Origin of the sequence: Nocardioides jensenii JCM 1364 = NBRC 14755 (assembly GCF_001552535.1) — a bacterium.
GTDB classification, from domain to species: Bacteria; Actinomycetota; Actinomycetes; order Propionibacteriales; family Nocardioidaceae; genus Nocardioides; species Nocardioides jensenii.
The window spans coordinates 22,440-44,480 of sequence record NZ_BCRJ01000073.1 but is presented as its reverse complement, the minus strand read 5'-3'; the positions used below and the strand labels follow the sequence as shown (position 1 = coordinate 44,480).

Below are 22,041 nucleotides of genomic sequence, written 5' to 3'. Positions count from 1 at the left end.
CTACGACGAGGCCACCGAGCCGAATGTGGCAACCCGCTTCGGGACGGGAGTGCCGCGGACTCCGCCAGGGTTGCTCAGCCGCGACCGCTGGAGGCCCGGGCCCGGCGAGCCACCGAGTCGACTGACACGGCCAGCAGCAGGACGCCGCCGGTCACGATGAGTCGCACCGACGACGAGTCGACTCCGACGATGTTGAGGCCGCTCTGGATCGACTTGAGCACCAGGATTCCCAAGAGCGCCGACCAGGCCGAGCCTCGACCTCCGAAGAGGCTGGTGCCCCCGATGACCGCCGCGGCGATGGCAGTCAGGTTGGTGTCGTCGGTGCCGCTGCTCTGGGAGACCGAGGTGATCTGGGCGGCCGCCAGCAGACCGCCGATCGCGGCCAGCGTGGAGCACAGCACGAAGACGGAGACGTAGATCCGGGTCACCTTGATGCCGGCTCGTCGAGCAGCTTCCTCGTTGCCGCCCACGGCGAACACGTGCCTGCCCCACGCCGTACGGACCAGGGCGAAGTTCATCACCATCACGAGCAGCACGAAGAACGCCCAGAGGTAGCCCCAGCCCCGGTCGATGTAGAGGTAGTACGTCGCGAAGAGCAGTCCGAGCAGCAGGAGGCCACCCTTGATCAGCAGGCCGGGCACCCAGACGCCGCTGAGGCCAGCCGCGATCCGCTTGCGCGAGGCCAGCAGGCGACTCGTCACGTAGCCGGCCGAGATGAGCACCACCAAGAGGTAGGCGATCGGCTCGGGGAGGTATTCGTAGCGCATGTAGCGAACGAAGACGTTCCCGTCGGGGAGGTTGATCGTACCGTCCTTGCCGAGCACCAGATAGAGCACCCCCTCGAAGCCCATCAGTCCGGCCAGGGTGAACACGAAGCTGGGCACGCCGAGCCGCACGAACAGGAAGGCGTAGAGCAGACCGATCGCCACACCGCAGGCGATGCCGGCGATCAGGCCCAGGACCATCGACTGGCTCTGGTGCACCACGAGGACCGCCATCACGGCCGCACCGACGCCACTGACCGAGCCGATCGACAGGTCGATCTCGCCGAGCAGGAGGACCAGCACGACCCCCAGGGCGATCACGCCGACCGGTGCCGCGAACTGGGTGATCGAGACGAGGTTGCGCGAGGAGAGGAAGATCGGCTCCATCGCGTAGAAGACCACGCTGATCACGACCAGCCCGACCACCACCGGCACGCTGCCGAGGTCGCCGCCCCGGATCCGACGCCACGAAGCACGGATGGCGTCCGCGAACCCCTTCTGCTGCACGAGGCGCTCGTCGCCCAGATCGGCAGCGGTCGGATCCTTGACTGTTCCGCTCATCGCGGTCCTTCCGTTCTGCTCTGGTCACGGCGGGCCGTGCGCGAGGCGACGACATTGTCCGAGGCCCCGGTGATGGCGGCGACGAGCTCCTCGGTGGTGGCCTCCTCGACGCGGAACTCCGCTGCATTGCGACCCAGCCGCATCACCACGATGCGGTCGGCCACCGCCTGGACGTCGGCCATGTTGTGGCTCACCAGGATGACCCCGAGACCCTGCGCCCTGAGTCGCTCGATCAGGTTCAGCACCTCGGCGGTCTGGGCCACACCGAGAGCGGCGGTCGGCTCGTCGAGGATCACGATCTTGGGCTGGCCGACCAGCGACCGAGCGATCGCCACGGTCTGTCGCTGCCCCCCGGAGAGGGCCGCGATCGGGATGCGGACCGACGGGATCTTGGCCGAGAGGGAACGGAGCAGGCGCCAGGCCTCCTTCTCCATGCCGACCTCGTCGAGCACGCCGGCGCCTCGTCGCTCCTGGCCGAGGAACAGGTTGGCCACCACGTCGAGGTTGTCGCACAGCGACAGGTCCTGGAAGACGGTGGCGATGCCGACGCGCTTGGCGTCGGCGGGTCCGTCGGGGTGGATCTCGGCGCCGTCGAAGACCAACGTTCCGCCATCGGGTTGGTAGACGCCGGAGATGATCTTGACCAGCGTGGACTTGCCGGCACCGTTGTCGCCGACCAGTGCGACGACCTCACCGGCACGCACGTCGAGCGCGACGTCGGAGAGCGCCTGCACGGCACCGAACCGCTTGGTGACGCCGGTCAGGGAGAGCACGCTCCCCCCTGCCGGCGCCACCGCGTGTTGATCGACCATCACTTCAGCCCGGCCGCCGCACAGGCGTCGGCGTACTCGGCGGTGCAGATCTGCTCGACCGTGTAGAACTTGTCGGCCACGACCGTGTCGGCAACGTTGTCCTTGGTCACCACGATCGGGTCGAAGATGAACGACTTCACACCCTGGAAGTCCGTGGCGTCGGAGACGTCGTCACCGTTGGCCAGGGCGACCGCGACCTCGGCGGCCTTGTCGGCCTCGATCGGAATCGGCTTGTAGATCGTCATCGTCTGCTCCCCGGCGAGGATCCGCTGGATCGCGGCGATCTCGGCGTCCTGCCCGGTGACCGGCGGCAGGTCCTTGATGCTGGCCCCCTTCAGCGCGCTGATCGCACCACCCGCCTGACCGTCGTTGGCGGCGTAGACGCCCTGGATCTTGGCGCTGCCGAACCTGGTCAGCTGGTCGGTGGTGAACTGGTTCGCGTTGTCCGGGCTCCAGTCGGGGTTGTCATACTCCGCGAGGACCTTGAGGTTGGACTTGTCGATCGCCTCGTGCGCGCCCTTCTTGAACTGCGCGGCGTTCGGGTCCTTCGGGTCACCGTTGAGCATGATGATGTTGCCCTTGTCGTGCATCGCCTCGATCAGCGCCTCGCCCTGCATCCGGCCGACGGTCTGGTTGTCGAAGGACAAGTAGTAGTCGGCACCCTCGATGAAGCGGTCGTAGGCGATCACCGGGATGTCCTCGGCCTGGGCGTCCTTGACCGCCGAAGCGGCTGCCTTGCCGTCGACCGGGTCGAGCACGACCACGTCGGCACCCTGCGTGATCGCCGAGTCGACCTGCTCGGCCTGCGACTCCTTCTTGCCGTCAGCGTTGAAGTACTTGACCTCGCACTTCTCGCAGAGCTCCTTGACCTTGGCCTCGAAGAGCGGTTTGTCGAAGGTCTCGTAGCGGGTGGTCTTGGTCTCGGGGAGCAGGAGCGCGATGACGGGATCGTCGCCGCCCTCGGCAGCTTCGTTGGCGCCGCAGGCCGCCAGGGCGCCGGCGCTGATCAGTACGGCGACACCGATGGCGGCGACGCGCTGGAACGTTGTGGTCACGATTTCCTCCTGGTTCCCGGCCCGTCCACGTTGCGGTGACGGAGTCCGGCGCTGGTGAGGTCGAGTGTTGTGGCTCACAGCGTTTGTCGTCAAGAGTTGAACGCAAAATTGTTCCAACTCGCAACATTGCGCAATTTGGACCCCCCTCTTGACGACTAACTGCCTGATGTCAGAAGGTTCACCCATGCCGCCCGAGACCCCTGCCGCGCATCACCCCGGCTCGACGTCGTCGCTGCGCACGGCCAACCAGCGCCGTGTGATCGACGTGCTCCGTGGTCGCAACGGCGGCGTCCCGGCAGACGGCGCGCCTCTGACCCAGGCCGAGCTGGCCCGCATCACCGGCCTCGCCCCCGCGACCGTGTCCAACATCGTCCGCGACCTGGCCGGGGCCGGGCTGGTGTCCACCGAACCCGGCAGTGGCCGACGGGGTACGACGATCCGCATCTCCCGCGCCGCTGGCGTGGTGGCCGGGGTCGACTTCGGGCACAGCCACCTCTCGGTCGGTCTGGGCGACCTGGCCGGCAACGTGATCGCCGAGCGCCGCCAGCCGCTCGACCCGGCGCACACCCACGACGAAGGACTCGGCCTGGCTCGCGACCTGATGGCCGAGCTCTGCGACGCGTCAGGCATCGACGAGCCGGTGCGCAACATCGGGATGGGCCTGCCCGCGCCGATCGTGGCAGGCCTGGTGCGCAGCTCGGCGATCCTGCCCGGCTGGGTGGGCGTCAACGCCCGAGAGGTTGCGACAGAGGCGTTCGACAGCCCGGTGCACATCGAGAACGACGCCAACCTCGCCGCCCTGGCCGAGCACCGACAGGGGGCTGCACGCGAGCACGCGACCTCGGTGCTGATCAAGATCTCCTCCGGCGTGGGCGCCGGGGTGATCCTCGAGGACCGGCTGTTCCGCGGTTCCTCAGGCAGTGCCGGCGAGATCGGCCACCTGACCCTCGACGCCCAGGGCCCTGTCTGTCGCTGCGGCAGCCGCGGCTGCCTCGAGGCCTACGCGTCGGTCGGCGCCGTGCAGGACCTCCTGGTCGGCCAGTTCCCCGACGCGTCGATCGATGACATCATCGCCGCCGCCCGCGAGGGCAACGTCTCCGCCCTGCGCACGTTCGAGGACGCCGGGCTGCACGTGGGCTGGGGCGTCGCGTCCGTGGTCAACCTGCTCAACCCCGACATCGTGCTGATCGGCGGCGACATGGCCCGCGCCGGCGACCTGCTGCTCGACTCGGTGCGTGTCGGCCTGCGCCGGCACGCACTCGACACCGCCGCGAACACGCCGGTCGAGGCCGGCGTACTCGGCGAGCGGGCCTCACTGGTCGGCGCGGTGCTCCTGGCCTCGGACCGCACCGAGCTCCAGGTCTGAGGCGAGCGTCACTCCCACTCGATGGTGCCCGGGGGCTTGGAGGTCACGTCGAGCGTGACCCGGTTGACCTCGGCCACCTCGTTGGTGATGCGGGTCGAGATCTTCTCGAGCACGTCGTAGGGCAGCCGCGACCAGTCGGCGGTCATCGCGTCCTCGGAGCTGACCGGGCGCAGCACGATCGGGTGGCCGTAGGTGCGACCGTCGCCCTGCACGCCGACCGAGCGCACGTCGGCCAGCAGCACCACCGGCATCTGCCAGACGTCGCGATCGAGGCCCGCGCGGGTCAGCTCCTCACGGGCGATCGCGTCGGCGTCGCGCAGGATGTCGAGACGCTCCTGGTTGACCGAGCCGATGATGCGGATGCCCAGGCCGGGGCCGGGGAACGGCTGGCGCCAGACGATCTCGGAGGGAAGGCCGAGCTGCTCCCCCACCAGCCGGACCTCGTCCTTGAAGAGCGCCCGCAGCGGTTCGACCAGGTCGAACTCGAGGTCATCGGGCAGGCCGCCGACGTTGTGGTGCGACTTGATGTTGGAGGTTCCGGCGCCGCCCCCGGACTCGACCACGTCGGGGTAGAGGGTGCCCTGCACGAGGAAGGCCACCTTGGCGCCATCGGCTGCCGCCTCACCCAGGACCTCGGCCTCGGCGGCCTCGAAGACCCGGATGAACTCGCGGCCGATGATCTTGCGCTTCTCCTCGGGGTCGCTGACCCCGTCGAGCGCCTCGAGGAACCGCTGCTGGGCGTCGACGACGTGCAGCTTCACACCGGTGGCGGCCACGAAGTCGCGCTCGACCTGCTCGGCCTCGCCCTTGCGGAGCAGCCCGTGGTCGACGAAGACGCAGTCGAGCCGGTCACCGATGGCGCGTTGCACGACGGCCGCGGCGACCGCCGAGTCGACCCCGCCGGAGAGTCCGCAGATGGCCCGCCCGTCGGTGCCGATCTGCTCCTGGATGCGGGCTATCTGCTCCTCGACGATGTTGACCATCGTCCAGGTCTGCCGGCAGCCGGCGATGTCGTGGAGGAAGTGCTCGAGTGTCGCCTGGCCGTGCTCGCTGTGCATCACCTCGGGGTGCCACTGGACCCCTGCGAGCTGCTTGTCGAGGTTCTCGAAAGCGGCCACCGGGGTGACGTCGGTCGAGGCCAGCACGTCGAACCCGTCGGGGGCGGCGGTGACCGAGTCGCCGTGTGACATCCACACGTTGTGCTGGGCCGGGATGTCGGCCAGCAGCGTGCCCGGGGCGGTGACATTGACCGGCGTACGGCCGTATTCGCGGGCACCCGTCGGGGAGACCTCGCCACCCAGGCCCTTGGCCATCAGCTGGAAGCCGTAGCACATGCCGAACACCGGAACTCCGGCGGTGAACACCTCGTCGGAGATGCCTGGTGCGCCGTCGGCGTAGACCGAGGAGGGGCCCCCGGAGAGGATGATCGCCTTGGGGTTGCGGGCCAGCATCTCGGCGACCGGCATCGTGTGCGGCACCAGCTCGGAGTAGACCCGGGCCTCACGCACCCGGCGAGCGATCAGCTGGGCGTACTGCGCCCCGAAGTCAACGACGAGGACGAGGTCGTGCTGGCTGTGCTCGGGTCCGGTCATGGCGGGATCCTATCGACCATCGACCGCCGCTCCGAAAAGGCCTCGACATGGTCCAGAAAACGCATCAGGGCCCGACCGGGGAGGGAGGGTGGTCGGGCCCTGATCGTCCATGCATCTGCTGGACAGAGCTTGGACATGGGGCCCGACGTGGGAGGGAGCATGACTGTCGGACCCACACACCTCAACGAAGGCAGAAGGGCCGGGTTATGCCCCCGGCCCTTCTATTTCGAACTATTTCCCGGCGATGGTCAGCTGACGCCGACGATCGGGAGGCGCAAAGCGGCCGGAGCCGACTCGGGGACCACGGGACTGGCCGGGCGTACCGGGGCAATCCGGGCATACTGCTCACCGAGCGTCGGTCGCGGGTCGGCCTCGCCCTTGTTGGGCCAGAACGACATCGCCCGCTCGGCCTGGGCGGTGATCGTCAGCGACGGGTTGACACCGAGGTTGGCCGAGATCGCCGACCCGTCGGCGATGTGCAGTCCCGGGTAGTTGTAGACCCGCTGGTAGGCGTCGACGACGCCGGTCTCGGGTGAGTCCCCGATCGTGCAGCCACCGATGAAGTGGGCGGTGAGCGGCATGTTGAAGGGCTCACCCACGTTGCCGCCCGGGGTTCCGCCCATGGCGTCGGCCATGCGGCGCACGGCCTCGTAGGCGATGGGGATGTACGTCGGGTTGGGCTCGCCGTGACCCTGCTTCGAGCTCATCACCCAGCCGAACGGCGTCTTCTTGCCAACGGTGGTGATCGAGTTGTCGAGGCTCTGCATGACCAGGGCGATGACCGTGCGCTCCGACCAGTGCTTCATGTCATAGAGGTCGAGCGCCTGCTTGCGCTGCTTCCACAGCTCCTTGAGCCAGGTGCGCCAGCGCGGCTCGGTGTCGGTCTGGTCGGCCAGGACGGTCTGCATCATCGCCATCGCGTTGCTGCCCTTGCCGTAGCGGACCGGCTCGATGTGCGTGTGCTCGTCGGGGTGCCACGACGAGGTGATCGCCACGCCATGCGTGAAGTCGGTCGAGTCCTCCTTGGGCGCCAGCGCCCCCAGGATCGCCTCGGAGTTCGTGCGGGTGAGCACGCCGAGCCGGTCGGAGAGCTGCGGCAGGTCACCCTCGCCCTTGAGCTTGTGCAGGAGCTTCTGGGTGCCGAGTGCGGCCGCGGCGAAGATCACCTGGTCGGCGGTGAAGGTCTTGACCGCCGACCGACGCGACAGCTTGGCCTTGGTCCACCGGGTGGTGATCTCGTAGCCACCGTTGCGCCGCGGCTGGACCCGGGTGACCGTGGTCAAGGGGTGGACGTCCGCGCCGTTCTGCTCGGCCAGGTAGAGGTAGTTCTTGACCAGGGTGTTCTTCGAGTTGTGGCGACACCCGGTCATGCACTCGCCGCAGTTCTTGCACGGGTTGCGGTCGGGGCCGACCCCGCCGAAGAACGGGTCGGCGACCGGCTTGTGGCTGGGCTGGCCGGGGCCACCGAAGAAGACGCCCACGGGGGTCGGGTGGAAGGTGTCGCCGACGCCCATGTCGTCGGCGACCTGCTTCATCACCCGGTCGGACGCCGTGGTCAGCGGGTTCTCGACGACGCCGAGCATGCGCTTGGCCTGGTCGTAGTAGGGGGCGAGCTCGTCCTTCCAGTCGGTGATGTGCGCCCATGACTTGTCGCGATAGAAGGCGTCGAGCGGTTCATAGAGCGTGTTGGCATAGACCAGGGAGCCGCCTCCCACCCCGGCACCGGCCAGGATCAGGCAGTCCTTGACCATGTCGATGCGCTGGATGCCGTACATGCCTGCGGCGGGCGCGTAGACGTATTTCTTCAGGTCGAACGACGTCTGCGGCAGGTCGTCGTCCTCGAAGCGGGCACCGGCCTCGAGCACGGCGACCTTGTAGCCCTTCTCGGTCAGCCGGAGCGCCGAGACCGAGCCGCCGAAGCCCGACCCGATGATGAGTACGTCGTAGTGCCCTGCGTGGTTCCTGGTCATGCGCGACCCGTCTTCTTCATCAGGCGCGCACTTGCGGTGAGCGTCTTGGCGAACAGTTCGTTGGACATGCCCTTGACCGGCCGGAATCCCCACACGCGTTGGGTTCCGACCGACTGGGACTCGGTGTAGCGGTGGATGCCCTCGGCGCCCTGACGACGACCCATGCCCGACTGGCGCATGCCGCCCATCGGGGCGTCGACGCTCGCGAACGTTGCGCCGTACGCCTCGTTGATGTTGACCGTGCCGCACTTGATCTCGCGGGCGATCGCGCGGGCGCGCTTGCCGTCCTGGCTGAAGATCGCGGCGTTGAGGCCGTAGTCGCCCTCGTTGGCCCTGGCGATCGCCTCGGTCTCGTCGTGGAACCGGTAGATCGAGATGACCGGGCCGAACGTCTCGTTGCCGAAGCAGGTCATCTCGGGCGTGACCCCCTCGAGGATCGTCGGCTCGTAGTAGTAGGGCCCCAGGTCGGGTCGTGCCCGGCCACCGGTGAGCACCTTGGCGCCCTTGGCGACGGCATCCTCGACGTGTGCGGTGACCGTGTCGAGCTGGGCCTGCGAGATCAGCGATCCCATGTCGGTGGTCCACTCGTGGCCGGCACCCAGCACCATCGCCTCGGTGCGCGCCACGAACCGCTCGACGAACCTGTCGTAGACCTGGTCGGCGACCAGCAGGCGCTCGGTGGACACGCAGAGCTGGCCGGCGTTGGAGAACGTCGCTCGCACCGCACCCTCGGCCGCCTTCTCGATCGCGGCGTCGCGCAGGATCAGGATCGGGTTCTTGCCGCCGAGCTCGAGCGAGCAGCCGGTCAGGCGCTCCGCGCACCCTGCGGCGACCCGCTTGCCGGTGGCGGTGGAGCCGGTGAAGCAGACGTAGTCGGACTTCGCGATCAGCGAGGTGCCCACCCGCGAACCCGGGCCGGCGACGACGGTCCACAGGTCCTTGGGGAAGCCGGCCTCCTCGAGCAGCTGGGCACCGAGCAGAGCGGTGAGCATGGTCTGGCCGTCGGGCTTGGTGACCACCGCGTTGCCCGCGGCCAGCGCCGGCAACCCGTCGCACAGTGCCATCGTGAACGGGTAGTTCCACGGCGCGATGATGCCGACGACGCCCTTGGGCACCCGGTTCAGGTCGACGCGCGTGGCACCGGGCACGACGCCTGCACGGCGCTGGGTGTCGAGGTGCCGGTGAATCGTGCGCGCGTAGTAACGCGCGGTCAGGGCCACGTGGTAGACCTCGAGATAGGCGTCCTTGCGGGCCTTGCCGGACTCCCAGACCGCCAGGTCGATGATCTCCCTCTCGCGGTCGAGCACGAGGTCGTGGAGCCGCAGCAGGATCTCGGCACGGTGGTCGAGCGACGTACGCGCCCACGCCGCCTGCGCCTTGCGGGCACGAGCGAACGCCTCGACGATGTCGTCCTCGCTCGACTGTGGGACGTGGCCCAGCGGCTGGCCGTTGACCGGGCTGATCGACGGCGCCGACTCCCCCGAGGTGGAGACGATGCGCCGGGTCAGCGCCGCGGCGTAGTCGGGCTCGAGCGCATAGGTGGCTCCCGGGTCGTGCTCGGGGTCGTGCGGGCCACCGACGAGGGGCTCAGGTTGCGGGGTCTGCTGGCTCATGGTCCTGAGCCTAGGTGACCGACGAACCCTTCACTACCCTCCAGTAGCAATTGGACGCCCTTGACACTCTGATTCCTTTTGTAAATCCCGGATTCCGGACATCCGACGGGCTCGCAGCCCGCGCGGGCGCCGTACGGTGTCGGGTGTGACCGCGCTGTTCCTGACCCCAGTCGCCCGCATCCGACGCCAGGTGATCCGTCCGATCGCCGCCCGGCTGGCGCCCGCCTCCGACCTGGCGGCCAGCCCGCTCGCCGACCGGACCGTGCTGATCACGGGTGCCTCCTCAGGTATCGGAGAGGCCACGGCGTACGCCGTCGCACGCCGTGGCGGACACGTGCTCCTGGTGGCCCGGCGTTCCGACGAGCTCGACCGGGTCGCCGCCGCGATCCGGGCCGACGGTGGCAGCGCCTCGACGTACACCGCCGACCTCAGCGACGCCGCGGCCGTGGACGAGCTCGTCGCGCGGGTGCTGGCCGACCACGACGAGGTCCACTACCTGGTCAACAACGCCGGGCGCTCGATCCGCCGCTCGCTGGCGCTCTCCTACGACCGGGCCCACGACTTCGAGCGCACGATGGCGATCAACTACTTCGCGCCGGTGCGGCTGGTCCTCGGCCTGCTGCCGACGATGCGCGAGCAGGGGTTCGGGCACGTGGTCAACGTCGGCACCTGGGGAACCCAGGTGAAGGCCCCCAAGTACGCCGCCTACATCGCCTCGAAGACGGCCCTCGACACGTTCTCCCGGATCGCGGGGCGGGAGGCCTGGGCCGATGGCGTCACGTTCACGAACATGCGGTTCGCGCTGGTGCGCACCTCGATGGTGGCGCCCACCGATGCCTACGCGAAGCTGCCGGCCCTCTCCCCCGAGCGTGCGGCGACGAAGGTGGTCCACGCCCTGGAGGACCGGCCACTGACTGTCGGCACGATCCCCGGTGCCGTTGCGGAGGTGGTCAACCTGGTGGCGCCGCGGCTCTCCGACCTGCTCTTCGCCTCCTCCGACCGCCGGTTCCCCGACTCCGACGCAGCCCGGGCCACCACCTCCAGTGACCGGATGCGGTAGAACCGAGCGCATGGACGACCAGCAGCTAGCCGACCGAATCGACCGCCTCGAGGGCTATGCCGTCAAGGTCCTCAGCGCCGCCGCCGCGGTGTTCCTGTGCCTGGGGGCGTTCCGCACCTACTACACGGAGAAGGGCACGGACTACTCCGTCGTGACCACCGTGGGTCTCTTCGACGAAGGCGGCGCGCAGAAGGTGATCGCAGCCGGCTTCCTCGGTCTGGTGATCGCCACGGCGATCGCGGTGATGGTCTGCATCGTCGCCTTCGACCGCGGGCAGGGCCGATTCGCGGTGCGTGCCGGAGTCGTGTCGTTCTGGCTGATGGCGGTCGGCTCGCTGGCGCCCGTCTTGGTCTCCCTGATCGCCCGGGGCTCGGACGAGTCCTCCGAGCAGGCCGGATCGGCGATGATCCACTACGTCGCCGGCGTCGCCCTGTTCGGGCTTCTCGTCTTGACCACGGTTCGCAATCTGTGGGTGCGCGACCCGGAGCTCCACGTCGTCCACGGCCCCTCGGGTTCGGCACACCTGCGCGACCACTGGCGCTGACCCGTCGCCAGTTCGGTTCGACCCGTCGCCAGTTCGGTTCGACCCGTCGCCAGTTCGGGTCGACCCGTCGCCAGTTCGGGCCATCCTCTCGAATTCACGACGGGTCGATCAGCCGAGGACGTCCCGGATCGCGGCTGCGGTGAGTGAGGCGAGCTCCTCGGTCTGAGCGGGCGTGACCACCAGGGGCGGCCCGAGCACCACGAGGTCACCGTCGGTGCCGTTCGCACACCCGGTCGACGGGTAGAGCAGCACACCGCGCTCCTTTCCGGCCACGACGACGCGCTCGATCACGCGCTCGGACCTGGCGAACGGCTGCGCCGTACGGCGGTCGGCGACGAGCTCGATGCCACGCAGCAGGCCGAGTCCACGAATGTCCCCCACCGACGGATGCTCCCCCAGCTTCGTGCGCAGGGCGGTGTCGAGCTGGTCGCCGCGCTCCGCCGACGCTCTCACCAGGTCGTGCTCACGCAGGTGAGCGAGCACGGCGCGTCCGGCGGCCGCCCCGACCACGTGGTGGGAGTAGGTGAATCCGTGCGTGAACCCGCCGCTGATCAGCTCGTCGTGGACGTGACCCGAGGCGACCGCCAGACCCAGCGGCCAGTAGCCCGACGCGGCACCCTTGGCCAGCACCATCAGGTCCGGGCGCAGCCCGAAATGGTCGCTGCCGAACCAGGCGCCGGTGCGGCCGAAGCCGGTCATCACCTCGTCGGCGATCAGCAGCACGCCGTGGCGACGGCACACCTCCGCGATCGCCGGCCAGTAGTCCGACGGCGGCACGCAGCCCCCCAGGGCAGCACCGGAGATCGGCTCGGCGATGAACGCAGCCACCTGGCCGGGGCCGGTCTGCTCGATCAGCGCGTCGAGCGCGTCGGCGTGCCGGGGCCCGCAGGCGTCGGGATGGCTGTCGGGGAACGGGCAGCGGAACTCGTACGGCGTGGTGGTGTGCTCGGCCGCGCCCAGCCACGGGAGGTACGGCGCACGCAGCGCCGGTCGGCCGGAGACGTCGAGGGCTCCGCGAGTGTTGCCGTGATAGGCGCCGGCTCGTCCGATGATGACGTGCCGGTCCTCACCGCGCGCCAGGTGAAAGGCCCGGGCCATCTTCAACGCGGTCTCGACCGCCTCGCTTCCGCCGGAGACCGGGTAGACGTGCGGGTCGTCCATCGGCAGCAGCGGCGCCAGCTCCTCGGCGTACGCCTCCAGGGAGCCGGAGGTGAACGCCGACCCGTGCACGTAGGCGATGGAGCGGGCCTGGTCGGCGATCGCGTCGGCGACCTCGGTCACGCCGTGGCCGATGCCGACCACGATGGCGCCGCCGGAGCCGTCGAGGTAGCGGCGACCGTCGGTGTCGAAGATCTCCGCGCCGCTCCCGCGGGCGGCGACCGGGAGTCGGTCACCGCCGCGCGAGAAGACGTGCTTGCTCACTCCGCGACCGCGGCCACCGAGTCGCCGAAGATCCGCAGCGCGACCTGTGCCTGCTCGGGCGTGACCACCAGTGGGGGCGACATCCGGATCGTGCTCTCACCGCACTCCAGCACCAGCAGGCCCTGTTCGAAGGCACGCTGCTGCACGGCCGCAGCCTGCTCGGGCGTGCGGAACTCGACGCCGAGCATCAGCCCGACCCCGCGCACGTCGGTGATCATCTTCGGGAACCTGGACTGCAGGTCCTTGAGCCCCGGCACGAGCTCCTCGCCGATCTTGGTGGCGTTCTCGACCAGGCCCTCGGTCTGAATCGTCTCGAGGGTGGCCAGGCCGGCGGCGCAGGCCACCGGGCTGCCGCCGTACGTCGACCCGTGTGCCCCGGCGCCCCACTTCTCCATCAGCTCGGCCTTCGCCGCGAACGCGCCGAGCGGCAGACCCGATGCGATGCCCTTGGCGCTGATGATGATGTCCGGCTCGACGTCGGCCAGCTCGATCGCCCACATCTTGCCGGTGCGGCCCATCCCGGACTGCACCTCGTCGGCGACCAGCAGGATGCCGTGGCGGTCGCACAGGTCACGCAGCCGCTGCACCCACGAGGCGGGCGGCACGATGTAGCCGCCCTCGCCCTGCACCGGCTCGAGGAAGATCGCGGCCACCTCGGTCGGCGGCACCTCGTAGCGGAACAGGGTGTTCTCGAGGTAGTCGAAAGTCGCGTCCTCGTCGTGCACCCGGGCGCCGGTCTCGGGGTCGCGCTCGCTGAAGGCGTACGGCGCGTGCAGCACGCCGGGCAGCAACGGCCCGAAGCCCTGGTGGTACTTCGCCTTCGAGGCGGTCAGGCTCACCGCTCCGTAGGTGCGGCCGTGGAACGCGCCGTAGAAGCTGATCACGTAGGGGCGACCCGTGGCGTAGCGGGCGAGCTTGATCGAGCCCTCGACGGCCTCGGCGCCGGAGTTGGTCAGGAAGACCCGCTTCGGACCCGAGATCGGCAGGGTGCGGGCCAGCGCCTCGCACATCTGGGAGTAGATCGGGAGGTAGAAGTCGCTGGCCGAGTAGTGCAGCAGCTCAGCGGCCTGGGCCTGCACCGCCTCCACCACGCGCGGGTGGCAGTGGCCGGTGGAGTTCACCGCGATGCCGGCGTTGAAGTCGAGGAAGAGGTTGCCGTCGGGGTCCTCGATGACCGCCCCGTGGCCCCGCGCCGGCACCAACGGGTAGGCCCGCGGCAGCGACGGACTGGTCACGCCGCCGTCCCGGTCGAGCACCTTCTGACCCTCGGGCCCGGGCAGGGCCGTGCGGATGTCGGGCACCGGCCGGTCGCCCAGCCACGTCGGGTTCGTTGCCACCTGCGTCATCAAGAGACCACCGTTCTGGATTGTTCACGAAGGAATTGCTGCACGTAGTAGTGCCCGCCACCGGCCTTGCCGGCGGTGCCGGAGCCCTTCCAGCCGCCGAACGGCTGGACGCCGGGCCAGGCGCCGGTCGTTGCCCCCGCGGCGCGGTTCACGTAGACGACACCGGCCTCGATCGTGTCGAGGAACTGCTGGACCTCGGAGTCGTCGGTGGAGAAGAACCCGGCCGTCAGGCCCAGGTCGGTGTCGTTGGCCAGGGCCAGGCCCTCGTCGACGGAGTCGACCGGTGCCACCGCCACGAACGGCACGAAGAGCTCCTCGCGGAACAGCCGGTCGTCGGTGGGCAGGTCGGTCACCACGGTCGGCGCGAGGTAGTGACCCACGGCTCCGGCGGGGCTCTTGCCGACCACGTCACCACCGGTCACCACGCGGCCGTTGCTGCGGGCATGCTCGACGGCCTCGGTGAACCGAGCCACTGCGGCCTCGTCGATCACCGGCCCGAGGAACACGTCGCGGTCGGTCGGGTTGCCGAGCGCCAGCGCCGTCGCCTTCTCGGCCAGGGCCGCGATCAACGGCTCGTAAGCCTCGCGTTCGACGTACACCCGGGAGCAGGCGGAGCACTTCTGGCCGGAGAACCCGAAGGCAGAGCGGGCGATGCCGGCAGCAGCCTGCTCGATGTCGGCCTTGCGGGAGACGATGGTCGGGTTCTTGCCGCCCATCTCGCACACGACCGGCTTCGGGTACGCCGTGGCGAACTGCCGGTAGATCGACATGCCGACCTCGTAGGAGCCGGTGAAGGTCAGGCCGGCGACGTCCTGGTGCGCGACGACGGCCTTGCCGATCTCGTCACCACCGGGCACCACGTGCAGCACCCCGGCGGGCAGGCCGGCGTCACGCAGGCACTCGTAGAACTTGATCGCGGAGAAGCTGCCCTGCGGGCTGGGCTTGAGCACGACCGTGTTGCCGGCGACCAGGGCGCCGGCGGTCGGGCCGGCGGCCAGCGCCATGGGGAAGTTGAACGGGCTGATCACGCCCCACACGCCGTAGGGGCGCATGACGCTGCGGTTGCTCTCGGCGTCGACGATGGAGTCCATCGCGACGTCGAAGCCGTCGTGCTTCTCCATCATGTCGGAGTAGTAGCGGAAGAAGACCGCGGACTCCTCGACGTCGCCGAGCGCCTCGAGACGGTTCTTGCCGACCTCCATGCTCATCAGGGCGGCCAGCTCGTTGGAGCGCTCGCTGATCAGGTCGCCGGCGCGACGCAGGATGGCCACGCGCTCGCGCCACGGCGTGTTGGCCCACGAGGGCCCGGCGGCCTTGGCGGCGGCCACCGCGTCGTCCACGTCGGCCGCGGTCGCCGTGTGCACGCGGCAGAGCACGACCGAGGTGTCGACCGGGCTGACCACGTCGAAGAGCTCGCCGGTCGTGCGCGCCTCACCGCCGACGTAGGTCGGCAAGGTCTGGCCGAACCAGGATCGTGCGGTCTCCAGGCCCTGTTCGTAGGCGGCGTGCAGGTCGTCGTTGTCGGCAGAGAGAGTGGCATATGTGACGCGGAAGCGCGACGCCATGGTGGTTCCTCCAGATGGGTGCTGGGTGGTGTCCGTCGCGGCGATGCGTACGCAGCGACGAACAGGCCTCCTGTCGGAGATTCCTTGTTCAATCAGGCTAGCAACGAAAGAATTTACGTGCCAGAGGACACACGAAAGGATTTATTCGTTCGTGACGTGAACTTGACCCGCCCCTCGCCGGTTCCCCCTCGGCCGCCGGTTTCCCGGGTGCACCGGGGAATCCGGCAGGGTCAGACGATGTCCTTGACCTGCACCCGGGCCTCGTCAGCCTCCTGGTCGGTGAGCTTGGCCTGGCTCTGCCGCTCGGCCTCCACCCGTCGCAGGTAGTGGTCGACCTCCTCCGCGATGCGGGCGTCGTCCCAGCCGAGCTCGCCGCCCATCAACGCGGCCACCGTCGGAGCGGTCGCGACGCCCCGGTCGAACATCTCGATGGAGATGCGGGTCCGCCGGGTCAGCACGTCGTCGAGGTGCTGGGCGCCCTCGTGGGTCACTGCGTAGACCACCTCGGCGGCGAGATGGTCCTCGGCGCCCTCGAGCGGCATGCGCAGCTCGGGACGCTCAGCGAGCAGGGCCAGCACCTCGTCGACCAGGTCGCCGTACCTGCCGAGGAGGTGGTCGATGCGCGCCACGTGGAGCCCGCTGCGGCGAGCCAGCAGCACGCGCTGGTTCGAGCGGGTCTCGAACCCGTCGGCCCCGACCAGAGGCACCCGGTCGGTGATCGAGTCGCGCACGGTCAGGTTCACCGTCGTCTTCAGCGAGTGCGCTGCCGCCTCGATCGCGTCGCGGGCCATCACCCGGTACGTCGTGAGCTTGCCGCCGGCAATCATCACCAGCCCCGGCACCGGAGTGACCACGGTGTGCTCGCGAGAGATCCGCGACGTCGGCTCGGACTCGCCCTTCAACAGCGGCCGCAGGCCGGCGTACACGCCCTCGACGTCGTCGTGGTCGAGCGGCTCGCGAAGGATCTTGTTGACGTGGGTCAACAGGTAGTCGATGTCGGCCTTCGACGCCGCCGGGTGCGCCTTGTCGAGGTCCCAGGCGGTGTCGGTGGTGCCGATGATCCAGTGCCGTCCCCACGGGATGACGAACAGCACCGACTTCTCGGTCTTGGTGATGAAGCCGGCCTCGGACCGGATCCGGTCACGCGGCACGACAAGGTGGATCCCCTTGCTGGCCTGGACGTTGAGCGATCCACGGCCGCCGACCATCTCCTGGATCTCGTCGGTCCACACACCCGCTGCGTTGACCACGACCCTGGCACGCACCTCGAACTCGCGCCCGGTCTCGAGGTCGATCGCGCGGACGCCGACCACCCGCTCGCCCTCGCGCACGAAGCCGATCACCTTGGTGCGGGTGGCCACGTGGGCACCGTGCGTGGCCGCGGTGCGGGCGATCGTCATCACCAGCCTGGCGTCGTCGACCTGGCAGTCGTAGTAGCGGATCGCGCCGGTCAGCTCCTCGGTCTTGAGGTCGGGTGCGATGCGGGCGACCTGGCGACGGAACAGGTGCTTGTGCTTCGGCACGCCCATGTCGTACTTGCCGGCCATCGCCATCGCGTCGTAGAGCACCAGCCCGGCGCCGACGTACGGCCGCTCGAGGGTCTTGTGCAGTGGGTAGAGGAACGGCACCGGTCGGACCAGGTGAGGGGCGAGACGGGTGAGCAGGAGCCCGCGCTCCTCGAGCGCCTCGCGGACCAACCCGAAGTCGAACATCTCCAGGTAGCGCAGGCCGCCGTGGATCAGCTTGCTGCTGCGGCTCGACGTGCCTGAGGCGAAGTCGCGCTGCTCGATCAGTCCGGTCGAGAGGCCACGGGTGACCGCGTCGAGCGCGGTGCCGGCACCGACCACTCCCCCACCCACGACGAGCACATCGAGCTCACCACCGTGGTCGGCGGTGGCGACCAGGGCTTGCAGGGCATCGGTCCGGGACTGGGGGCTGAGGGCGCTCGGCTGGCTCATGCGGCCAGTGTGTCAGGGCTGCAGTGGCAGGCCCGCGGGCGGTCACTCGGCGTACGCATGCGCCACGCGCCTGCCCTTGCCAAGTATTGTCTCCCCATGACAGGGGGCAACGGCACGGTCCGGGCACGCGACGCCGATCGCGATCGCGTGGTTGACGTGCTCGGTCAGGCGTACGTCGACGGGCAGCTCTCCGAGACCGACCGTGAGCTGCGTGTCTCCCGGGCACTGAGTGCACGCACCCTCGACGACCTCGACGTGCTGGTGCGCGACCTCCAGGGCCACGACGTGGTCCCCCGCCCGCCGGCACCCAGCTCGAGACTGCCGCTGGTCGCCATGGCAGCAGCCGTGCTCGTGCTGGTCGGCACCGGGGCGTGGATCGTCTTCTCGGGCGGCGACGAACCCGCCAAGGAGCCGGCGGCCGCGGCCCCCTACGTGGCTCCGGTCGAGCCGCCCGAGATCGCCGAGCCAGTCGAGTTCGTCCCCGATGCGCTCTCCAAGGTCTGGTTCCAGGACTTCCTCACCGAGTACCAGGAGAACTTCGATGACACGATCATCCTCGATGCCGGGTTCCGCCAGGGCGGGTTCGTCCACTTCAAGCGCCCGGTCAGCAGCGAGCGCCCCGACGTGCTGCAGAACTGGGACTGGTATCCCGACCGTGGCTTCGAGCAGTCGATCATCTCGGCCTCGCACGACCCGTTCGGCTACGCGCAGGCGGACCTGTCCCTCATCGACCTGGACCGGCTGCTCGCCGAGGTCGCGCACAGCCGGAAGTACCTCGGTGTCGACAATCCCGACATCGACGTCTTCATCGGCCCTCACATCGGGGACTCCCCTCAGCTCATCGAGATCCGCGCAGGAAACTCGTACGGCGACACCGGTTGGCGCACCATCACCTTCGACGGCCGCATGACCGAGAGCCGTCCCTTCGTGATCGGCCGCCAGTGAACCCGGCACATGAGGGCCAGCGGGCCAAGGACAGCGATCGCACCGCCATGGTGGAGCTGATCGACACGGCGTACGCCGACGGACAGCTGAGCCCGACCGAGCGGGAGCACCGCACCCACCGAGCACTCACCGCCACCACGCTGGGTGAGCTGCAGGCGCTCACCACCGACCTGCAGGAAGTCGCCGCTCCGGTCGCCGCCGTCGTGCGCCGGCGGCGCTCCGCACTGGTCGCGGCGCTGGTGCTGCTGCTCGGCATCGGCGCGTACGCGATCTTCGGCGGCGACGACGAGAAGCCCGAGCCGCCCCGGCAGGACCGGGCCGCTCCGGCGGTCGAACAGGACCCGGTCGAGGAACCGGTCGAGGTGGCCGACCCTCCCGTCGTGGAGAAGGCACCGTTGGAGTACTCCTTCACCCGCAGGGGAGTACGCAACTTCGTGAAGATCTATCGCAAGCAGTTCGGCACGACCGAGGCCGTTGCCTTCGGGTTCAAGGCCGGTCAGGTGAATGTCGCGCGGCGGAGCCCCGACGGACCCCAGCACTGGCAGTTCGTGGACGGACACTTCGTCGACGCCGGCAGCTACTCCGACGGTGCCGCCGACGGGGTCATCGACCGCGAGTTCCCGCCGGGCTCGGTCGACCTGGCCGACCTCGACATCGACGCGATGTTCGACAACCTCGCGGCCGTGGAGCGAGCCACCTGGCGCACGACCTTCCCGACCCGCGGCACCTCGGTCATCCTCATCGGTGGGAGGCCCGGGGTGGCAGTCGCCGCAGGCGACAAGTTCACGACGTCGTGCCTGATCTGGTGGACCACGATGTCCGGCAAGGTGCTGCAGGACAACCTCCCCTGCACTGAGTGACCGCTGGTGCACCGTCCTGCTCGCAGCGGGTGACTGGGATGCGGTGCACAGCGGTGAGCGCCAGTGTCACGGGAGAACCCGAGTCACTCGACGACGACCTCGACCCGCTGGAACTCCTTGAGCTCCGTGTAGCCGGTGGTGGCCATCGAGCGCTTCAGCGCACCGATCAGGTTCATCGTGCCGTCGGCGACTCGCGACGGACCGAACAGGATCTCCTCGAGCGAGCCGATCGTGCCGAACTCGACGCGTTCGCCCCGCGGCAGCTTGCCGTGCCAGGCCTCGGCACCCCAGTGGAACCCGCGGCCCGGTGCATCGTCGGCGCGGGCGAACGGCGATCCGACCATGACCGCGTCGGCGCCGCAGGCGATCGCCTTGGCGACATCACCCGAACGACCGATCGAGCCGTCGGCGATGACGTGCACGTAGCGGCCACCGGACTCGTCCATGTAGTCACGACGGGCGGCAGCCACGTCGGCGACCGCGGAGGCCATCGGCACCGCCACCCCGAGCACGGTGCGGGTGGTGTGGGCCGCGCCGCCGCCGAAGCCGACGAGTACGCCGGCCGCGCCGGTGCGCATGAGGTGCAGCGCGGCCTGGTAGGTCGCACACCCACCCACGATCACCGGCACGTCGAGCTCGTAGATGAACTCCTTGAGGTTGAGCGGCTCGGCCTGGCTGGAGACGTGCTCGGCCGAGACCGTCGTGCCGCGGATGACGAACATGTCGACGCCCGCGTCGACCACGGTCTTGGCGAACTCCTTGGTCCGCTGCGGTGAGAGCGAGCCCGCGACCGTCACGCCGGACTCACGCATCTGCTTGAGCCGGGCGGTGATCAGCTCGGCCCTGACCGGCTCGGCGTAGATCTCCTGCATGCGCTGGGTGGCCCGAATGCCACGCAGCCCCGCCACCTCGTCGAGCAGCGGCGTCGGGTCGTCGTACCTGGTCCAGAGGCCTTCGAGGTCGAGCACGCCCAGGCCGCCGTGCTTGCCGAACGCGATCGCGGTCTCGGGCGACATCACCGAGTCCATCGGTGCGGCGAGGACCGGCAGCTCGAAGCGGTAGGCGTCGATCTGCCAGGCGACGCTGACCTCTTCGGGGTCGCGCGTGCGCCGCGAGGGCACGATGGCGATGTCATCGAAGGAGTACGCGCGCCGGGCACGCTTGGCCTTGCCGATCTCGATCTCAGTCACGCGGGTCAGCCTATCCGTTGCCGGCGCGGACGAGAATTGCCCACTGCACGCACGACAACGCACGACTCGGCGCGCGAGAACCCACAACTCGAGGCACCACAACGCACGACTCGTGGGTCAGCGGGGCGGCGGGGGGCGGCGCAGGTGACCGCCGACGACCATCGCGACGATCACCACGAAGTAGCCGGCCACGCCGACCCAGGCGCCGATCTCGGGCGAGGCCTCGCCGGCGAAGATCTTCGCGACCGCTGCCGTCTGGTAGAGCGCGGCGAGTCCGGCCAGGGTGGCGCCGACGATCCGCTGCCAACCACCGGACCGACCCGCAAGAGGAACCCCCGCGAGGACGACGCCGACCAGCACGACCGCCAGCGCCAGGTAGGCGCCGAAGGTGAAGAAGCTCCACAGCAGCAGGCCCGCGTCGTCGGCGCTGACGTCGTTGTCCGCCAGGTTGGAGGTGATGTCGATGGCCCGGCCCTCGTCGACATCGGCCCACGCCAGCACGAAGAGGCTCAGCACAGACATGAGCACCCCGATCAGGCCGAGACCGAGCAGCAGGCCGGGAGCTCCGCGCCGCGGCCGTGACCCCGCCGCTGGTGCGTACGACGACTGCGCGTGGTCTGGCGCCGGGTGTGATCCGACGGGCTCAGGCGGCTGGTGTGAATGCGTGGCGAGAGAGGCCTGCGCTGCGGGCTGGTGCGGAGCCGACGGTTCGATCCGCTGCGCCACCGGCGGAGCGAACGGCTCGGTCCCCTCGGGAATGGGGTCGCTCAGCACGGCGCCGTTGGCACCCACCACGCGCTCAGTCCAGGAGTGACCGTCGTACCACCGCTGCCCGAAGCGACCCGACGGGTCGGGGAACCATCCGCCGTTCACCGGTACCCCACCTGGATCATGATGTAGTCAGCCTCGTTCGTGACCTGCTCCTCGAACAGCTCGACCCGGATGTCGCCGATGAGCTCGTCCCCCTTGTGCACCTGGCCGTTCCAGGCGGTCTCGGTCAGCGGCTCGGGCCCGGAGCGCTGCGCCACGTCGTGGTCCCACTCATAGCCGAGATCGGTCAGGTCGCTGACGAGCTTCTCCTTCAGCGCCGCCGCAGAGTCCCGGTTGCCGGCAAGCCGGTAGTAGTCGTGGTCCGGCAGAGGCGAGTCGGGGGTGTAGGACACCGCACCGGCGGGGAGCGGGAACACCAACTTGTAGTCGGCCACCAGCTCGGCACCTTCGGCGTCACCGCTGTCTGAACTCGACGATCCGTCCCCGCCCGTGGGGTCCTTGCTGCCCGAGCCGATGCTGCCCCCGGTGGGTGCGGCCAGGCCCTCAGGTTCCTGACCGTCGAGGACGAACCCCGTGACCAGGCAGGCCACCAGGGCTGCCACCCCGATGCCTGCGGTCGTTGTGCGTGTTCCCGAGCCCATCATCAC

The 22,041-nt window shown here is 69.4% G+C and carries 18 protein-coding genes; 5 read left to right on the top strand and 13 right to left on the bottom strand.

What is annotated here, in order from left to right:
- Nucleotides 1-74: 74 nt before the first annotated feature.
- The 3 genes from NJ4_RS16130 to NJ4_RS16120 are packed head-to-tail and all read right to left on the bottom strand — an operon-like array spanning nt 75 to nt 3,192.
- On the bottom strand, nt 75-1,325 hold the full coding sequence (locus NJ4_RS16130; protein ID WP_067437437.1) for a sugar ABC transporter permease: 1,251 nt from the start codon (nt 1,323-1,325) through the stop codon (nt 75-77).
- Nucleotides 1,322-2,098, bottom strand: coding sequence for an ATP-binding cassette domain-containing protein (locus NJ4_RS16125; RefSeq protein WP_456093718.1), 777 nt, complete (start codon nt 2,096-2,098; stop codon nt 1,322-1,324). The genes NJ4_RS16130 and NJ4_RS16125 overlap by 4 nt, the downstream gene beginning before the upstream one ends.
- 38 nt (nt 2,099-2,136) lie before the next feature.
- Nucleotides 2,137-3,192, bottom strand: coding sequence for a sugar ABC transporter substrate-binding protein (locus tag NJ4_RS16120; RefSeq protein WP_067437433.1), 1,056 nt, complete (start codon nt 3,190-3,192; stop codon nt 2,137-2,139).
- 184 nt (nt 3,193-3,376) lie between these two features.
- Between NJ4_RS16120 and NJ4_RS25710 the strand changes: the two genes are divergently transcribed.
- Complete coding sequence (locus tag NJ4_RS25710; protein WP_067437431.1) at nt 3,377-4,558, top strand: ROK family transcriptional regulator; 1,182 nt, start codon at nt 3,377-3,379, stop codon at nt 4,556-4,558.
- Between the two features lie 8 nt (nt 4,559-4,566).
- Here the strand turns inward: NJ4_RS25710 and guaA are convergent, their stop codons facing one another.
- From guaA to NJ4_RS16100, 3 genes are all read right to left on the bottom strand, one after another.
- Nucleotides 4,567-6,150: a glutamine-hydrolyzing GMP synthase gene (gene guaA / locus NJ4_RS16110; RefSeq protein WP_067437429.1), complete on the bottom strand. Its 1,584-nt coding sequence runs from the start codon at nt 6,148-6,150 to the stop codon at nt 4,567-4,569.
- A gap of 248 nt (nt 6,151-6,398) precedes the next feature.
- The gene (locus NJ4_RS16105; protein WP_067437427.1) at nt 6,399-8,120 is read right to left on the bottom strand and encodes a GMC oxidoreductase; all 1,722 of its coding nucleotides are present in this window, start codon (nt 8,118-8,120) and stop codon (nt 6,399-6,401) included.
- Nucleotides 8,117-9,733, bottom strand: a complete 1,617-nt coding sequence (locus NJ4_RS16100; RefSeq protein ID WP_067437425.1) for a succinic semialdehyde dehydrogenase — start codon at nt 9,731-9,733, stop codon at nt 8,117-8,119. Before NJ4_RS16100 ends, NJ4_RS16105 begins: the two co-directional genes overlap by 4 nt.
- Nucleotides 9,734-9,878: 145 nt before the next feature.
- Between NJ4_RS16100 and NJ4_RS16095 the strand changes: the two genes are divergently transcribed.
- Both NJ4_RS16095 and NJ4_RS16090 read left to right on the top strand, forming a co-directional pair.
- Nucleotides 9,879-10,793, top strand: coding sequence for an SDR family NAD(P)-dependent oxidoreductase (locus NJ4_RS16095; protein WP_245644594.1), 915 nt, complete (start codon nt 9,879-9,881; stop codon nt 10,791-10,793).
- Nucleotides 10,794-10,803: 10 nt separating this feature from the next.
- Complete coding sequence (locus tag NJ4_RS16090) at nt 10,804-11,337, top strand: hypothetical protein (RefSeq protein ID WP_067437421.1); 534 nt, start codon at nt 10,804-10,806, stop codon at nt 11,335-11,337.
- Between the two features lie 108 nt (nt 11,338-11,445).
- On the opposite strand, the gene NJ4_RS16085 is transcribed toward NJ4_RS16090, so the two are convergent.
- The 4 genes from NJ4_RS16085 to glpD form a co-directional block, all read right to left on the bottom strand.
- Entirely contained in the window at nt 11,446-12,759 is a 1,314-nt protein-coding gene (locus NJ4_RS16085) for an aminotransferase family protein (protein WP_067437418.1), read from the bottom strand.
- Nucleotides 12,756-14,105, bottom strand: a complete 1,350-nt coding sequence (locus tag NJ4_RS16080; RefSeq protein ID WP_067437415.1) for an acetyl ornithine aminotransferase family protein — start codon at nt 14,103-14,105, stop codon at nt 12,756-12,758. The genes NJ4_RS16085 and NJ4_RS16080 overlap by 4 nt, the downstream gene beginning before the upstream one ends.
- Entirely contained in the window at nt 14,105-15,670 is a 1,566-nt protein-coding gene (locus NJ4_RS16075; protein ID WP_067437413.1) for an aldehyde dehydrogenase family protein, read from the bottom strand. The genes NJ4_RS16080 and NJ4_RS16075 overlap by 1 nt, the downstream gene beginning before the upstream one ends.
- A 230-nt stretch (nt 15,671-15,900) precedes the next feature.
- Nucleotides 15,901-17,628 (bottom strand): glycerol-3-phosphate dehydrogenase, encoded by a 1,728-nt coding sequence (glpD, locus tag NJ4_RS16070; protein WP_067437410.1) that lies wholly within the window; start codon nt 17,626-17,628, stop codon nt 15,901-15,903.
- Nucleotides 17,629-17,724: 96 nt separating this feature from the next.
- On the opposite strand from glpD, the gene NJ4_RS16065 reads away from it, so the two are divergent.
- Together NJ4_RS16065 and NJ4_RS16060 are read left to right on the top strand one after the other, a co-directional pair.
- Nucleotides 17,725-18,573, top strand: coding sequence for a DUF1707 SHOCT-like domain-containing protein (locus NJ4_RS16065; protein WP_067437408.1), 849 nt, complete (start codon nt 17,725-17,727; stop codon nt 18,571-18,573).
- The gene (locus NJ4_RS16060; protein WP_067437405.1) at nt 18,570-19,433 is read left to right on the top strand and encodes a DUF1707 SHOCT-like domain-containing protein; all 864 of its coding nucleotides are present in this window, start codon (nt 18,570-18,572) and stop codon (nt 19,431-19,433) included. Before NJ4_RS16065 ends, NJ4_RS16060 begins: the two co-directional genes overlap by 4 nt.
- A gap of 83 nt (nt 19,434-19,516) precedes the next feature.
- Here NJ4_RS16060 and NJ4_RS16055 read toward each other — a convergent pair whose 3' ends face one another.
- The 3 genes from NJ4_RS16055 to NJ4_RS16045 all read right to left on the bottom strand — a co-directional run bounded on the left by NJ4_RS16055 (nt 19,517) and on the right by NJ4_RS16045 (nt 21,996).
- Nucleotides 19,517-20,623 carry a GuaB3 family IMP dehydrogenase-related protein gene (locus NJ4_RS16055; RefSeq protein WP_067437403.1) on the bottom strand — a complete coding sequence of 369 codons (1,107 nt, stop codon included), beginning with the start codon at nt 20,621-20,623 and terminating at the stop codon, nt 19,517-19,519.
- A gap of 117 nt (nt 20,624-20,740) precedes the next feature.
- On the bottom strand, nt 20,741-21,496 hold the full coding sequence (locus NJ4_RS16050; protein WP_067437401.1) for a DUF2510 domain-containing protein: 756 nt from the start codon (nt 21,494-21,496) through the stop codon (nt 20,741-20,743).
- Nucleotides 21,493-21,996 carry a hypothetical protein gene (locus NJ4_RS16045; RefSeq protein ID WP_067437397.1) on the bottom strand — a complete coding sequence of 168 codons (504 nt, stop codon included), beginning with the start codon at nt 21,994-21,996 and terminating at the stop codon, nt 21,493-21,495. The genes NJ4_RS16050 and NJ4_RS16045 overlap by 4 nt, the downstream gene beginning before the upstream one ends.
- Nucleotides 21,997-22,041: the final 45 nt, after the last annotated feature.